The organism is Streptomyces ficellus (genome assembly GCF_009739905.1).
Classification (GTDB): domain Bacteria; phylum Actinomycetota; class Actinomycetes; order Streptomycetales; family Streptomycetaceae; genus Streptomyces; species Streptomyces ficellus_A.
The window spans coordinates 822991-837767 of sequence record NZ_CP034279.1 but is presented as its reverse complement, the minus strand read 5'-3'; the positions used below and the strand labels follow the sequence as shown (position 1 = coordinate 837767).

The following is a 14777-nucleotide window of genomic DNA, read 5'->3' as shown; positions in this document are numbered from 1 at the left end:
TTCGCGTTCAAGGGCGGGCGGTACGGGAAAGGGGGCGGCGGCCGTGGCCGTGGTCGTGGGGGACCGCGGTGGCACCGGCGGTGGCGGGTCAGTCGGTGACGATCCGCCGCCGGGGCGCCGCCGCCGGGTCGTAGGCCCAGGCGTCCGCCCGGGGCCCGGACGAGGGCTGCCACGCCGGGGGCGCCGGCTCCTGCGCGAGGACCCGGGTGAGCGCGTTGTCCCGCAGGGTCCGGCGCCGCTGCTCGACCCAGTGCGTGTCGGGGCCCTCGGCCCGCGCCGCCTCCTCCAGGCTCCGCTCCAGCTGCGCCTGGAGGTCGGGAACCTGCCGGTCGACCAGCTCGCCGAGCTGCTCGCGCAGCCGCTCGGGCAGCCCCGGGTGGCGCGCCACCGCGCGGATGCTCTGCAACCCGGTCCTCGCCTGCGTCAGTTCACGCCCCGCGGAGAACTCGTCGGTGGCCGCCTCCATCGCCCGGACCAGCGTGTCGGCCCAGGCCTGGAGCCGGGTGCCGAGCGCCCGGCCGGCGTGCGCGGTCAGCCGTGCCATCGTGTCACCGTCGTAGGTGCCTTCGTCGACCGCGGGCAGCGCGCCCGGGTCCACCGGCTCGAACGCCGCCCAGCGGCGCAGGAACTCGACCCACTCCTGGTACGCACCGCCGTGCCCCCACAGCCCGCTCACGGCGCGCTGCCCGGGCGGCGCACGAAGGTCTCGCCCGGAGGCAGCGGTTCCCAGTCCGGGAGGCCCTCCACCACACGGCGCATCCGGCTGGTCGCCCGGTCGGTCCGCTCCGCCGCGCGGGCGGTCGCCCAGGGCGAGTCCGCGGCCGGCCGGCGCACGGGCGCCAGGGGAGCGGCGGCTGGCTGGTGCGGCTGCTGTGGCTGCTGCGGCACGTGGGGCGCGGCCTGCGGTCGAACGGGCTGCCAGGGCTGCGCGGGCTGTCCGGGCTGCGCAGGTGGTGGCTGTGCGGGGGGCGGGTCGTGCGGCTGCGGCGGCACATACGGCGTGGTCACCGGTCGTCCTCCTTGCGTACGGTACGGCCGTCGAACGGCGAGCCGCCCTCGGCGGCGGTGCTCAGCGAGGTGATCAGCCCGCGACAGCGGGCCTCGACCGCGTCGGCGGCCCGGAACTTCTCGTACCAGTCGGTCAGCTCCGCCGACGCGGCCCGCAACTGGTGCAGCGACTCCGTCCTGGCCTGCTCCAGCAGCCGGCGGGCGTTGGCCTGGTGCCTCTGCGCGGCCCGGGCGCCGTTGAACACGAAGGCGCCCCAGACGCCGCCGGTGACCAGCGCGGCGACGAGCGCGAAGCCGAGGTTGATCTGACCGATGATCACCAGGATGCCTGCCACCACCGCGGCGAGCGGCAGCACCTTCTTCACCATCGGATACGCGAGCCCGTCGATGAAGGGTGCCATGTGCTGGTTCCAGTGCCCGGCCAGCGACCCCTCCAGCGTCGCCAGCGGCTGGGTGAACGACCCCTGCCACGGCGGGAGCTGGAACGTCTGCGCGCCCACACCGTGCGCCGAGTCGAAGCGGGCCCGCACGTCCTGCGGCACCGCCGCCCGGCAGTCCCGGGTGAAGCCCGCGTGCGCCCGCGAGAACCACTCGTGGCAGGCCGCCACCGCCAGCCGCTGGGTGGCGGCCGAGGTGCCGATGGCGCCCGGGTTGAGCGCGGCGGCGGTCTGCACCGTCAGGTAGTCGAGCGTCTCCTCGTACGAGGCGGAGTCCGCGTCCGCCGCCGTACGGGCCGCGTCCAGGTCACCGTCGTGGTCGACGACCGCCCGGTTGAACGCCAGGTCCCGGCGCAGCGGCAGCTCGTCGTTGTCGTACTCCGACACCAGCCGGTCGAGGATGTCGTCGACGGCGTCCTCCAGCCGGCCCGACGGGGTGAACTCCCGCTCCATCAGGGCGGTGTACTTGTCGAGCAACGCCTGTTGGGCACGGGCCGCCGACAGCACGGCGTCCAGTTCCGGCCACTGCGGGGAGACCCTCGCCAGCCCCGGGAACTCGGCACCGGCCGACGGGGCGCGCAGCGTCTCGATCTCGGCGCGCCAGCGCTCCACCTGCCGCGCCTGCGCGTCCGGGTCGTCCGCCAGCCGCTCGCGCCAGCCGTGCAGGGTCTTGTTGAGCAGCTCGCGGCCCTCCGGGCCGAAGGCGCCCTGCGCGATCGACTCCAGGATCACCGCGAACTCCCGGCCCAGCCCCGCCGGGTCCTGGGCGAGGAGGTAGTGCCGCAGCCAGCGCACGGCGCCGGGCCGCCGGTCCTGGCGGCGCAGGACGAGGGCGAAGAACAGCGAGGTCCGGTCCGGCGAGCGGCGGAACGCCTCGTCGACGGCCCGTTCGCACAGCGTCCGGTCGTCGGCGGACCACGACGCCAGCGCCACCAGCGCGGGCGCCAGCCAGTAGCGCGGTGTCTGGAGCATCAGCTGCTCGCTGACCATCCGGACGTTCTCCTCCGACACCAGGCCCACGTCGAAGGCCTGGAGCATGCCCACCGCCGTGCGCCGGACCGTCTTGTGGTGGCCGAACTCGTGGTCGACCTGGTCCTGGATGACGCCGATGCGCGTCTCGGCGCGCTGCACGTTGGCGGTGAGCTGGGCCTGTCGCATGAAGGCGAGGAAGTCGTTGCGCAGCTGCTGCAGCTCCGTGGTGGTCTGCTGCTGCCTGGCCTCGACGGACGAGACCTGGCCGGACACGGAGCCGACCTGCTCGCTGAGCCGGGCCACGAGGTTGCCGACCTCCCGCACCTTCTGGTGCAGCGAGTAATCCACCTCGACCATTCGGATCTCCGTTCAGGGCGGTGCTTGCCAGGGGATGGCCGCGTGCCAGGGCCGGTCGCGCGCCGAGGGCCGGTCGCGTGCCGGTGCCGGGAGCGACGGGTTCAGGGGCGGACGACGGTGCCGTCCTCGAGCACGGGCAGGATCAGGCCGCTGCTGTAGACCTCGACGTACGCGTAGCCGCCCGAACGGGCCAGCATCCGCGCCCCGGAGAACGGGTCGGGCATCGCGTCCGCCGGGGCGAAGTGGCGGACGATCACATGCAGCAGGTTGAGCTGGTGGTCGACGAAGGGCGGGCCGAGGAAGCACCGCGCCACGAAGCCGAGCGGCACGTCGCCGTGTGCCGCGGCGTACTCCTCGCGGGCCCACTCGGCGAGCTGCCGGCACGCCGCCTCGTCGAGCCCGGAGTCCAGTCCTCCGACGGCCCGGCGGAGCCGGTCCGAGCGGCGGTCGTAGAGCCCGGGCCGCACCGGGCCCGCCCCGGTCCCGCCGGTCGCGGTGGTCCGGCCGCCCGTGCCAGTGCCCGTCCCCGTGCCTGTGCCCGTGGTGAGGCGGCGGCCGGTCCCCGGTACCGGACCGGTCGACTGCGTGCCCCCCGGCTGGACCACGCGCCGGGGACGCTCGATGTGACCCATGTGTCCCCCGAATGTCATGGGTGGTGACCCGTCCGTTCTCGTTGTGACGGGGAGAGCCTAGTGACGCGTCATCAATCATGGTCCCCGAACAGCGGTTTGTCGCCACATGGACCCGAGGACGCCCAGAAGGCGCCCTGTTTTCGGACCGTCCCGCCGGCCGGAGCCGGACACCCGGCTGACAGACTCTCCGGCATGGGCTCGTTCTACGCACTCATGGCCGGGATCGACGACTATCCGCCGGCCGTGGCCACGCCGCTCGCCGGCTGTCTCAACGACATCGCCGCGGCGGGCGGGCTCGTCCGCGACCGCGTGCCGGCCGGCGGACTCCGCATGGTCACGCTGCTGAACGCCGACGCGACCCGCGAGGCCGTCGAGGCCGGCATCCGCGACCACTTGGGGCAGGCGGGACCGGGCGACACCGCGCTGTTCTGGTTCTCCGGCCACGGAACACAGTCCCGGGCGGTGGACGAGGCGCACCTGCGCATCGAGGCCACCGGCCGCAACCAGGCCCTCGTCTGCGCCGACGGACCGCTGCTCGACAAGCGGTTGGGCGCGCACCTGGACGCCGTCGCGGCGCGCGGCGCCCACGTCGCCGCCATCCTCGACTGCTGCTTCTCCGGCGGCGCCACCCGCGACCCCCGGCGCACCGCGCGCTACGCCCCGCCCGCCGCCCACTGGAGACTCGACGACAACACCCCTCCACCCGCGGAGCCTTCGCCCGCAGTCCGGGATGCCGGATCCGGGGGCGGGCCGGTACCGCGCCACGTCCTGATGGCCGCCAGCCGGCTCGACCAGCTGTCGTACGAGGGCGACCACGACGGCCGGCGCCACGGCGCCTTCACCCACGCCCTGCTCGGCGCGGTGCGCGACGCCGCCCCGGACGCCAGCTACCGCACGCTCCTGTCCGCCGCCGACGCCCGGCTGCGCCGCTCCGGCGGGTGGCAGCGGCCGGTGCTGTACCCGGCGGAGGCCGGCGGGGTCGCCGACCTGCCGTTCCTGGGCGGTGCGCCCCGCCGCGCCCCCGCCCCGTACCTGTTGCGTCTCGGCGCGGACGGCTGGGAGGTCGACTGCGGTGCGGTGCACGGCCTGCCGGAGGGTACGGCCGGGGCGGGCGCCCTGTTCGCCCCGCTGACCCCCGACGGGGGCACCCCGGGCGCCGGAGCCGCCGTACGGGCACGCGTGGTGGAGGCCGGCCGCACCCTCGTGGACCCGGTCGACTGGACGCCCTCGCCCGGCCGGGCGCACCCGGTCGCGCTCACCGCCCTGCCGCAGCCCCCCGCTGCCGTCACCGTCACGACGGCCACGACCACGACCGGAGCCGTGAACGCGACCGCGTCCGGCCGGACCGGCGCCGAGGACGACCTGCGCCGCAGCATCGCCGCCTCCCCCCTGCTGGAGCTGACCGACGGCACGGCCGGCCCCGGGCCCGGCGACCTCCACCTGCGCGTCCACATCGAGGGCACCCGCGCCCACGTCCTGCGCCACGACGGCACGCCCTTCACCGACGCCCTCGCGCTCACCGGCCGCGAGGACGCCGATCGGGTCGCCGCGTGCCTGACCCACCTGACCCGCTGGCACCAGATCCGCGACCTTGCGCCCGGCCCCTCCGCGCTGGACGGTCTGGTCCGCGTGGAGATCACCCCCTTCGACGGTGACGAGCCCCTCGTACCGGACGGGAATGGCGACCTCGTGTGCGCCTACACGCCCGGCCCCGACGGGTTCCGGGCGCCGAAGGTCCGCGTACGGCTGCACAACCGCTCCGTCGACCGCACGTTGTGGTGCGTCCTGGTCGACCTGACCGACAGCTACGCCAGTCACACGTCCCTGTATCCGGGCCACTTCATCGGGCCCGGCCGCACCGGACACGCCCTGGACGGCGATCCGGTCCAGCTCTCCCTGCCCGCCGGCCGGCCCGTCGTCCCCGGAGCGAGCACCCAGGACTGGCTGAAACTGATCGTTTCGACGAGTGAACTCAACACCGTGCCCTACCACCAGCGCCCCTGGGACGCCGCCGCTCCCGTCGCCGCCCGCGACATGGGAGCGGTGCCCGCCCCGGCCGGCCACCGGTGGGCGACCCGGACCGTCCGCCTGCGCACCGTCGTCCCGGAGCTCTGACGGCCCGGCCGGTCCGGCCCCAACACGACCTAGCGCCCCAGGTGCGTGAACCCGGCCCACGAACTCAGGTCGTCCGGGTCCACCCGCCGCGCCCGCTCGGCCAGCACCGGCGGCAGCCCGGCGGGCAACTCCCGCGCCGGGTCCAGCATCCACAACTGGGCCCGGCGCAACGCCTTCGCCGGCGGCTCGCCCTCCCGGCGCAGGAAGTGGTGCACCATGAACATGAGCACGGACGTCGCGTCGTCGGGCACCGGCCACAGCGAACCGACCACCGACCGCGCCCCCGCCACCATGAACGCCGTGGCGAGACTGTACGCCTCGTTGTGTCCCCGGCCGGACACATGGCTGCGGCACGCGGCCAGCAGCACCACCGCCAGACCGCCCCTCCCGCCCGCCGCCTCGGTCAGCTCCTCCGCCGCCAACTCCCCGCCGGACAACGAGAGGTACGCACTGCGTCGCGCCCGCTCGGCGACCGTGGCATGGCACGCCAGGTGCAGCACACCGCCCTCCGCCGCCCCGCCGCGCAGCCAGGACACGACCTCCCGCGGCGTCCCCGCCCCGTCCACCCGGCCGCCCTCCCGCCGGCCCAGGAACCGGCCTCGCGGGTAGAACACCCGCTGTACGGCGTCGGCCTCCTCGCCCGCGAACCGCAGGTCGCCCGTGGGGTTCCCCACGATCAGCGCCGCGCCCGCCCCCTGCCCCGGCTCCGCGCCGTCGCGGACCACCGGCGGCCGGGCCGCCACCTCGCACAGCAGCCGCGCGGACGCGGCGTACGAGATCTCGGCCTCCTGGAGCGCGTACCGCCGGCGACCGTCCCCGGCCGGCTCCCAGGCGGCGTGCCAGGGCACGAGGCCGAGCCGCCCCATCGGCACCAGCACCAGCCGGGGGACCCGCCCCGGCCGGGTCGGCGCGGCGAACGCGTCGAACAGCGGCCGGATGCCCGCGTACCACGCCCACCCGCACAGCCGGTCCAGCTGGGCCCGCAGCTCCGGCACCGGACGCACCCCCGCGCCGGTGACGCCGGGACCGTCCGTCACCGGGCCCATGTCCCGCGCGCCGCCCGGCCCGGGGAGGTAGTCCCGCAACGGCGCGGCCTGCTCGTTCAGCGTCGGCAGGGGCACCGCGTGCACCTCGCCCGACGAGGTCACCACGACCGCCGTGCCGCCCGACTCCTCCGACGCGGGCAGCAGGTACACCAACGCGTCCTTGTCCACCGCGCGCAGCGCCCGCCCGATCTCCTCCGGCGCCGGCGGCTCCAGCAACCTGCCCTGGACGGCGCCCTCGCCGGTCAGCACCGCCAGCACCCGGCGCCGCAGCTCGCTCGGCACGCTCAAAGGCTCCCGCACGCCCGCCAGCGGGTCGCCCGCCGGGGCCGGGCCGGCGACCGCGCGCCACTCCTCGGCCAGGTCCGCCCGCCCCGCGGCCACCAGCCGCTCCGGCACCGTCATCGACGTCGTCGCCGCGTGCAGCACCAGCCCGCGGCACGCGTCGAGCGCCGTCAGCGCCTCCTCGGGCCTGTTGTCCCGCAGGCACCAGCCGGCGACCTCCAGCGCCGTGCCGGTGGCCGTGGCCGCCGCCTCCGCCGCGTGATCCGTGCCCGACTGCAGCAGCGCCGCCCAGGCATGACCGCGCAACGCCTCGAGACCGAGGCGCCGGCCGGCCTCCCGGTCACCGCGGTACAGCGACGCACGCATCCGGTAGGCGCGGCCCAGGCCGAGGCGGACGCTCGCGTGGAGCCGGTGCTCGGGCCCCTCGACCGCCGCGTTCGCCTCCTCCAGCAGGGCGATGCCCTTCGCCAGGTGCGCCTCCTGCGCGTGCCGGACCCGCTCGACGGCGGCCAGCGAACAGTGCCCCGCGCCCAAGCAGTTGGTGTACCGCAACCAGCTGTCACTACCCTTGTCGACCAGGCCGTGCGCCTCCCGCACCAGCTCCATCGCCTCGGCCACCCCGGCCATGTCGTGGGCGCCCGCCGCCCGTACGAACCGGGTGAGCCCGCCGTCGCCCAGCACCCACGCCCGGTGGTCGCGCGGCAACCGGGCCGCGTCCTTGCGCAACCGGGCGGCGGTGGGCCGCCCCGGCAGCGGCGGGGCGGCCGGCGCGCCCAGGCGGCGGGCCAGGTCGTCGCGGGTGAGGCAGGTGTTCTCGATGGACGTCCACAGCTCCACGCGCGAGGGGTCCTCCGGGTCCAGCCTGCCGTGGGCGTCGAGCATCAGGGCGATCCTGTCGTCCACGGTCCCCAGGTCCCCGCGCCGGGCCGCCAGGTGCGCCTCGTGCGAGGCCTGCTGGGCGTCCATCATCAGCCGCAGGTGCCCGGTGATGCGCGGGTCCTCGCGGATCCGGCGCCAGGTGTCGATGCCCGCCTCGACGTCGTCCGTCGCGCCGCCGGTCTGCCCCCGGTGCGTACGGGCGAGCACCGTCACGAAGTCCAGGTCGCCCTCCGGGACGCCCCCGTCGGCGGGCGCCGTCCTGCGCGCCGCCTCGAAGTGGGCCAGCGCCTCGTCCATCCGCGCGCCCGTCCCCGCCATCTCCTCCCGCATCCGCACCGCCCCGGCCACCGCGTGCGCCTTGCTCCGCCACGCGGGGTCGTCGTCGTCACCGGGCGTCAGCAGCGCCCGCATCAGCTCGGCCCGCCGATCCTCGCCGACCCGGTTGCCGTGCGGGTCGAAGAACGGCAGGTGGGTGAGGAGCATCGCGGCCGCACGGGCACGTTCCGGGCCTCCCTCCGGCATCGCGCGCCACTCCTCGAACAGCACGTCGAACCCCCGGACGAGCCGCTCCGGGTCGGCCACCTCACCGGCCACGCCCGGGAAGCCGTAGTCGCTGTCCAGGTCGAAGAACAGCCGGCCCTCCTCGAGGCCCCGGAGCATCTCCCGGTACATCTCGCGCGTCTCCTCGAACCCGGGGGCCTCCGGCAGCTCCCCGCCGTCCGGCTCGATCCCGCGCTCCGCCATCTGCTGCCGCGCCCAGGCCACCATCATCCGGGCGCCGCCGCGCAGTTCCGGATCGAACCCCTCGTCCCCGAGTGCCAGCGCTGCGCCGAACGCCACGTCCTTCAGCCGCTGCGGATCGTCCGGCGCCTCCTGGTCGCGGATCTGCTGGAAGGCCGCCAGGCAGAAGGCCGCGGCCGCCACGCTCCCGTCCCGTTCCGGCCGCCACTCCCGCACCCCCCGGCGCATCAGCCCGAGCGCCCGGTCCCGCCCGGCCGCGTCCCGGCGGGCGGCGGCCCGCTCGTACAGCAGCCGCCCGAACGCGTCGAGGTACTGCGGCAACAGCCGGTCCGCCGCACCCTCCACGGCCAGCAGTGACTTCAGCTCCGCCTCCGCCGCGGCGGCGTGCCCCTGGTCCTTCCAGGTGGCCCAGATCATCGTCCGCACGAACACCGCCCGGATCTGCGCCTCCCACACCCACTCGGGCTCGGGGCCGCCGTCCCGCCGCGCCTCGGCCACCGCGAGACCGAACGCCTCCCTGGCCTCCTCCAGCTCCTCCCGGTCCCGGCGGCCCCGGCCGTGCAGCATCAGCCCGATGCCCATGTGGCAGCGTACGAAGGGGAGGTCGGTGCCGGGCAGGGCGGCGTCCAGCACCGCGCGGTAGTGGCCGGCGGAGACGGCCGCGTCCGGGGTGCTGTCGTTCAGGGTGCAGCGCTCCAGGTACAGGTGCCCGAGCGACTCCCGGAGGTCCACCGCCTCCGGCGATCCAGGGTCGAACACCCCCAGCGCCTCCTCGTGCCGGCGCAGCGCCTCCTCCAGCAGGTCCGCCCGCCCGGCGTCGTCCGCCCGCTGCTGGTAGCGCACCATGGAGCCCAGCGCCAGCAGATGGACCCCGACGTCCCGGACCGGGGCGTACTCCTCGTCCCCGGGCGGCAGGCCCGCGACACCGGCCCCGACCGTTTCCATGATCCGGTCGAGCCGGCCGGCCGACGGGTCCTCGTCGTGGCCGAACGCCTCGACGTGCCCGTACTGGACCCGCCACATGTGCCAGTCGGCGCCGTCCCGGGCGTGCCCCGGGTCGCCGAACGCCAACGCGAACGCCTCCCGGGCCAGTTCCAGGTCCTCCGGGTCGCCGTGGCGGAGGTACAGCACGTAGCCGACGCTGCCGGTCCGCGCGCAGAGCCCGGGCGCGCCGGGGTCGTCGGCGGGCGTCCGTGCCAGCGCGTCGAGGAGTTCGTCGCGCTCGGACCGCAGTGCGTCGTCGCCGGCCGTGTGGGGTGCGTTCATCGTCAGGGTGCGAGCCTCACCTGGTAGGGCTGGAGGACGGAGTCGAGCCACGCCTCGCCGTCCGGGGTGCCGAAGTCGACGGCGTCCTCCGGGACGGCCTCGACGGCTCCCGGCGGGCAGCGGTCGCCGAACAGGACCACCGTCCGGTCGCCCGGCTCCCGCTTGGACGACCAGATCAGGCCCTGCGCCCATGGTCCGGTCTGCCGCCGGATCCAGTGCGCCCAGTCCCGCGTGTACGCGTAGTCGTGCGCCTCGGTGTGGACCAGCCACCCGTCCTGGTGGACGGCGGCCAGGTCACGCCCCGACACCAGTGACACGACGTCGAGGTCCGTGCCCAGCCGCAACGGGGACAGCCGCCGCCGCACCACGCCCGCCCGGGGCAGCAGCCGGGGCCCGCCCGCCGGGTCGAACGGCAGCGACCGCAGCAGCGTCTCGCACAGCGCCGCCCCGGCGGTCAGCCCCGCGTACAGGTAGCCGTACGGGTCGCACCCCGTCCCGTCGAACCGCCCCCCGCCGTACAGGCAGTGCGCCGGCACCGGGTTGAACGCCGCGGCGTCCCGGTGCGCGGAGTGCACCCGGAACAGCGGGGTGCCCCGGGGCAGCGTGACCTTCCCGGGGGCGCCGGACATGACCGCGGGCGGCCGGTAGTTGGGCACGCTGCTACTCCCCGTCCATCAGGAAGCCCGCCGTGTCGACGAGCCGGCGGTCGTTGCCCGTCCCCAGCAGCTCGGCCGGTGCCGTGCCCAGCCAGGCGTTGCCGGACAGCCACCAGTCGGCGGCCCCCCACGGGTCGCGGTCCGCCCCCAGCAGCGCGTTGACCTCCAGGACCACCAGCCACGGCAGCCCGTCCCCCGAGAACTGGAACGCCGGCAGCCGCACCGCCCCGCCCGCGCCCCGCAGCCGGATCAGCTCCCTGGCGTACGGGTCACCGCCCCGGCCCCGCACCGTCTCGGCGCCCACGGCGGGCACCGCGAGCAGCCGGTCGCGCACCGGCCCGAGGACCGGGCCCACCATCCGGTGCCCGTCGACCAGCAGCACCGCGAGATCCTCCACCCGGAAGCCCAGGTACGCGTCGTCGACGGCGTCCACCACGTCCAGCGCGCCGGCCACCAGCCGTGCCCCGCCCGCCTCACCCGGTCCGTGCACACCGCCCGTCCCGCCCGCCCCGCCGAACTCCTCCGGCAGCGCCTCCTGCAGCACCCGAGCGGCCGCCTCCGCCGCCGCCCTCAGTTCGCCCTCACCGGCCGCCCCCGCCCGTTTGCGGCGCACGTCGGCGAGGAGCACGGCCAGCCGCTCGCGCGAGGGGCCGTCGACACGGCCGGCGACCCGGTCCCAGTGGGCCGCCGCCGCGGCCAGCACGGCATAAGGATTCACCCGGTCCCCCCGTCGTCGGCGAGCAGTCGCTCGATGAGGTCCGCGCGGGCGTGCGCCCGGACGACCAGATGCACCTCCCAGGGCCCCGCGCCACCCCGCGCGCCCTGCTCCGCACCACGGGCGAGTTCCGCCTCCACCGCCGGCCACAGCGCACCGAAGCTCTCCAGCGGGGTGAGCCCGCCGCGCCCGGCGCCCACCAGCGGCAGGCACACCGACCGCAGCGGCGGGTCGAACCGGGCGGACTCCTCGGCCAGCAGCGCGAACACCCGCGCCACGCCCCGGGTGACGTCGGCGGGCTGCACGTCGTAGTCGTTGGTGCCGGGCCTGGGCTGCGCCACGGCCAGGTGGTAGATCCGGCGGATCCCCTGGGCCGCCAGGGCGCCCGCCGAGGTGGGCGCGACCGTACCCGGCAGGACCGCCCGGCCCGGTGTCCCGTGCCGGGCGGCCCACCCCCGCAACTCGTCGTGGACGCGGTCCGTGACGAGTCCCCCCGTCGGGTCGAGGTCCGCCCCCGCGCGGCGCAGCGTGGCGGAGACGGACGACTTGTAGGTGGCGGGGAGCGCGAAGTAGGTGTTGGTGGGGGAGACGACCACGTCGACGTCCCGCAGGAGGTCGACCGAATGCACGTGGACGCGCAGCGTGGCCGCCCCCCGGGCGCGCACCGTGCGGTGCGTACGGTGCACGGCGGCGACCGCGAGGGGGGTGCCCTGCGCGGCGGACCCGGCCGCCCCGCCCCCTCCGGCGTCCCGCCCCGCCTCGCCGTGCTGCCCGGCGAGCCCGAGGAGTTGCTCCGCGATCTGCCCGAGCACCATCAGCTCGTGGTGCTTGCGGAACCTCTCGACGCTCACCCCGTACACCTGTGCCGCCCTGCGGCGCCGGTCGGCGGCCGGCCAGTCACGGGTGCCCTGGGCGAGCCCGAGGCTGTACTCGGCGGCCGTCTGGAGCGTACCGCCGCCGACGCGGGACACCGCGGCCCGTAACAGCCGCTCGACGCCACCGCCGGCGTCCACCGGGGCGGGCGCCGTGACGGGTGCCGGGGCGGGTGTCGTGGCGGCGGAGGCGGTGAACTTCCGGGCGATGCGGGCGAGTTCGGGAACGTGCAGCTCGCGCAGCCTCACCACACCGGCTCGCCTCACCTTCCTCACCTCCGCCAGGACCGACCCGTGTTCAGGCAGGTGAGGAGGGTGGGCAGGCATGGCGGAAAGGATCCCACTCCCGCCACCCGCCTCACAAGCCGGTTCGACGTCTTCCATTGCACCGGACCGGCCGGTCGCGGACCGGCCGGTTCCTGGTCGGATCCGGGGCGCGGCCCCGCGCGGGAGGCGGCGTGCGGGCGCGACCGGTCTGTGTGACGCTGACGTGCGGGGCGGGCCGCCCGGCCCGCCCCGCCGGCGACCCGCGCGACCGGCACGGCCGGGCGCGGTCCGGAGGGAGACGGTCGATGAACCAGCTCGGAGAGAAGCCCGAAGAGGTCCGCAAGCGGCTCGAGGAGGAGAAGCGGCAGGCCCGGCGGCGGCACGAGGACGACGACGCCGAACGGTCGCAGGAGCCGCCGCAGCCGGCCCCGCCGAAGGGCCCGGTGCCCGGGGACGCGCTGCGCGAGACCCACCCCGACGCCCAGGACCGGCAGTGAGGGCCGCCCGGGGTTGGTAACGTACCGCCACGCGACGGTCACAGGGGGGTGCGCGCCATGGACCCGCTCGCGGGTGACGAGCACCCTCCCGGCACGCTTCCCGTGCAGCACATGGGCCCCGGGCACCACGCGTTCCTGGCGTACGACGACGAGGCGCCCGGCTGGGACGTCCTGGCCGCCTTCGTCCGGGCCGGACTGGCCCGCGGCGAGAAGGTCATCGTGTTCGGACCGCCGCGCCTGACCGAGGCCCAGGTCCGGTCGCGGCTGGACGAGGCCCCCGGGACGCCGGCCACGCCCGGGTACGAGAGGACGCAACTGGAGCTGAGCAGCATGCGCGAACTGATCCTGCCCGCGCGGCGGTTCACCGCCGACCGGCAGTGGCGGCGCATCGCCGAGGAGTCCGGGGCGGCCCGCGACGACGGGTACACCGGACTGCGCACGTACATCGACATGGGCTGGGTCGCCGATCTGGGCGCCGGACTCGACATGATGATGGACCGTGAGCGCCGGGCCGGGCACCTCTTCACCGACGGCTTCTACAGCGAGGTCTGCGCCTACGACCGGCGCCGCTTCCCCGAAGCCGTCCTGGAGGCCATGTACCGGGCCCACCCCGAGAACCTGCTGCCCGGGCTCGGACGCCTCAGGTGCCTGCACGGCCGGGGCGCCCTGCGGGTGGTCGGCGAGGCGGACACGGCGACGTACGGGCAGTTCGCCAGGGCCCTCGCCCGCCTGCTCGCGGACCCCGCGCCCGGCCCCCTCACGGTGGACCTGCTCCGTACGGCCTTCCTCGGCGCCCGCGCGGCGGCCGAGCTCGCCGGCCTGCCCGGCCGGGCGCCGGCCGGCCGGACGGTCCGAATCCGCTGCTCGCGGCGGCACGCACGCCTGCTGCGCCACCTCGGCGCGGACCCGGCCGTCCTCGACGTGACGGAGTAGGGGATGACCGTGGAACCGGCCGGGGGTCCGCCCGGCACCGGGGAGGAACTCCTGCTGCGCCGCCGGTTCGCCGGCGTGGACATCCCGCGCCTGCGCGTCCTGGTCGAGAGCTGCGCGGCCCTGTCCGGCCTGCCGGAGGCCCGGCGCGGCGACTTCGTGGTGGCGATGGACGCGGTGGCCGGCAACGTCGTCCAGCACGCGGGCGGGGCGGGCCTGCTGGTGCTCGCCAGGACGGCGGAGGAACTGCGGTGCCGGGTCACCGACCGGGGCCCGGGCTTCACCGAGGACGTCATCCCCGACCTGGCCCCCGGCCTCAACGGCGCCTGCCGGGGCCGGGGCCTGTGGCTCACCCGCCTGATCACCGACCGGCTCGCCGTCACCCGCGGTCCGGACGGCACCACCGTGACGTTCGCGATGACGCTGCGCTGACGTACGGCCGCCGTCCGGCGGGGACGGGACGGGAGAGGGTGGTGGGGGAGGCGCGTGGGGTCAGGCGACCGGGGTGTCGGGCCGGGCGGCGGCCTTGCGGCGCAGGTACAGCGGCAGCGCGTACCAGCACAGACCGAACCAGAGCATCACGCCGCCGACCAGCAGCTCCGCCAGGAGGCCCGGCACCACGACGTGCAGGATGAGCAGCAGCGTGCACCCGATGGTGAGCGCGAGGAGCACCATGCCGCACATCATCAGCCGGCTCGCGGCCTGCACGACCTCGTCCTTCATCCGCTGCCCGGACAGGAAGCGGTGGATCGAGACCGGTGCTATCAGCGAGCCCGTCGCGGACGCGCCCAGGACGACCGTGATGACGTAGACGACCCGGTCGAAGGTGCCGAGGTCCCGGAACAGCGGAGTGAAGGCCACGCTGAGCAGGAAGCCGAAGAGGATCTGTACGCCCGTCTGGGCGACGCGCGTCTCCTGGAGTATCTCGTTCCACCGCCGGTTGACCCGTTCCCGTGCCGTCTCCGGCGGTTCCGCCACCGGTTCGGCCCGCGTGCCCGCCGCGCACGCGCAGGGAGCCCCGGTACCGGAGTCCCGCCCTCTCGCCCCGGCCTCCCGCTCCGTGATCGTCATGGCACCCTCCAAGCCTCGGTCACGTCCCGTTGAC

Annotated in this window: 13 protein-coding genes; 4 read left to right on the top strand and 9 right to left on the bottom strand. The window is 75.9% G+C overall.

Annotation, left to right across the window (positions count from 1 at the left end):
- Positions 1–88: 88 nt before the first annotated feature.
- The 4 genes from EIZ62_RS03615 to EIZ62_RS03600 all read right to left on the bottom strand — a co-directional run bounded on the left by EIZ62_RS03615 (position 89) and on the right by EIZ62_RS03600 (position 3406).
- The gene (locus tag EIZ62_RS03615; protein WP_156691265.1) at positions 89–676 is read right to left on the bottom strand and encodes a hypothetical protein; all 588 of its coding nucleotides are present in this window, start codon (positions 674–676) and stop codon (positions 89–91) included.
- Complete coding sequence (locus tag EIZ62_RS32315; protein WP_244375429.1) at positions 673–1008, bottom strand: hypothetical protein; 336 nt, start codon at positions 1006–1008, stop codon at positions 673–675. The genes EIZ62_RS03615 and EIZ62_RS32315 overlap by 4 nt, the downstream gene beginning before the upstream one ends.
- Complete coding sequence (locus tag EIZ62_RS03605; RefSeq protein ID WP_156691264.1) at positions 1005–2774, bottom strand: hypothetical protein; 1770 nt, start codon at positions 2772–2774, stop codon at positions 1005–1007. The genes EIZ62_RS32315 and EIZ62_RS03605 overlap by 4 nt, the downstream gene beginning before the upstream one ends.
- 101 nt (positions 2775–2875) lie before the next feature.
- Positions 2876–3406 (bottom strand): hypothetical protein, encoded by a 531-nt coding sequence (locus EIZ62_RS03600; protein WP_156696182.1) that lies wholly within the window; start codon positions 3404–3406, stop codon positions 2876–2878.
- 192 nt (positions 3407–3598) lie between these two features.
- Here EIZ62_RS03600 and EIZ62_RS03595 point away from each other — a divergent pair, with 192 nt between their 5' ends.
- Complete coding sequence (locus EIZ62_RS03595) at positions 3599–5521, top strand: caspase family protein (protein WP_156691263.1); 1923 nt, start codon at positions 3599–3601, stop codon at positions 5519–5521.
- 29 nt (positions 5522–5550) lie between these two features.
- On the opposite strand, the gene EIZ62_RS03590 is transcribed toward EIZ62_RS03595, so the two are convergent.
- From EIZ62_RS03590 to EIZ62_RS03575, 4 genes are read right to left on the bottom strand one after another with little or no spacing between them, the layout of a single operon-like run.
- The gene (locus EIZ62_RS03590) at positions 5551–9735 is read right to left on the bottom strand and encodes a CHAT domain-containing protein (RefSeq protein ID WP_156691262.1); all 4185 of its coding nucleotides are present in this window, start codon (positions 9733–9735) and stop codon (positions 5551–5553) included.
- Positions 9736–9737: 2 nt separating this feature from the next.
- Positions 9738–10391: an RES family NAD+ phosphorylase gene (locus EIZ62_RS03585; protein ID WP_244375427.1), complete on the bottom strand. Its 654-nt coding sequence runs from the start codon at positions 10389–10391 to the stop codon at positions 9738–9740.
- Between the two features lie 4 nt (positions 10392–10395).
- Positions 10396–11109 (bottom strand): hypothetical protein, encoded by a 714-nt coding sequence (locus EIZ62_RS03580; RefSeq protein ID WP_156691261.1) that lies wholly within the window; start codon positions 11107–11109, stop codon positions 10396–10398.
- Positions 11106–12305 (bottom strand): macro domain-containing protein, encoded by a 1200-nt coding sequence (locus EIZ62_RS03575; protein ID WP_156691260.1) that lies wholly within the window; start codon positions 12303–12305, stop codon positions 11106–11108. Before EIZ62_RS03575 ends, EIZ62_RS03580 begins: the two co-directional genes overlap by 4 nt.
- A gap of 245 nt (positions 12306–12550) precedes the next feature.
- On the opposite strand from EIZ62_RS03575, the gene EIZ62_RS03570 reads away from it, so the two are divergent.
- The 3 genes from EIZ62_RS03570 to EIZ62_RS03560 are packed head-to-tail and all read left to right on the top strand — an operon-like array spanning position 12551 to position 14104.
- A complete protein-coding gene (locus EIZ62_RS03570; RefSeq protein WP_156691259.1) occupies positions 12551–12742 on the top strand; it encodes a hypothetical protein in 192 nt (63 codons plus the stop codon).
- A 57-nt stretch (positions 12743–12799) separates the two neighbouring features.
- Positions 12800–13675, top strand: coding sequence for an MEDS domain-containing protein (locus EIZ62_RS03565; RefSeq protein WP_156691258.1), 876 nt, complete (start codon positions 12800–12802; stop codon positions 13673–13675).
- A gap of 3 nt (positions 13676–13678) precedes the next feature.
- Complete coding sequence (locus tag EIZ62_RS03560) at positions 13679–14104, top strand: ATP-binding protein (protein WP_156691257.1); 426 nt, start codon at positions 13679–13681, stop codon at positions 14102–14104.
- A gap of 60 nt (positions 14105–14164) precedes the next feature.
- Here the strand turns inward: EIZ62_RS03560 and EIZ62_RS03555 are convergent, their stop codons facing one another.
- Positions 14165–14743 (bottom strand): DUF6328 family protein, encoded by a 579-nt coding sequence (locus EIZ62_RS03555; protein ID WP_156691256.1) that lies wholly within the window; start codon positions 14741–14743, stop codon positions 14165–14167.
- Positions 14744–14777 lie beyond the last annotated feature (34 nt).